1 pseudogene is annotated in these 258 nt (G+C 72.1%); it reads right to left on the bottom strand.

From position 1 onward, the window contains the following. Positions 1 to 258 (bottom strand): annotated as a pseudogene (locus FHN55_RS21970) (ammonium transporter); the annotation flags it as partial.

Raw genomic sequence — 258 nt, 5'->3', positions numbered from 1 at the left:
GCTGGTCGACGCCGCCGCCGTAGAAGAGGCCGTCGACCCCGGCCGGCGCAGCGGCGGTGGCGAAGAAGCCGATGGCGATGGTGCCCCAGAGGCCACCGACGAGGTGGACGCCGACCACGTCGAGGGAGTCGTCGTAGCCGAACTTGTACTTCAGGCCGACGGCGAGGGCGCAGAGCACGCCGGCGATGGCGCCGACGATGATCGAGCCGACCGGGCTGAGCGAGTTGCAGGCGGGGGTGATGGCCACCAGGCCGGCGA

Origin of the sequence: Streptomyces sp. NP160 (assembly GCF_006335115.1) — a bacterium.
Classification (GTDB): domain Bacteria; phylum Actinomycetota; class Actinomycetes; order Actinomycetales; family Quadrisphaeraceae; genus Quadrisphaera.
This window is presented reverse-complemented; position numbering and strand designations above follow the sequence as displayed.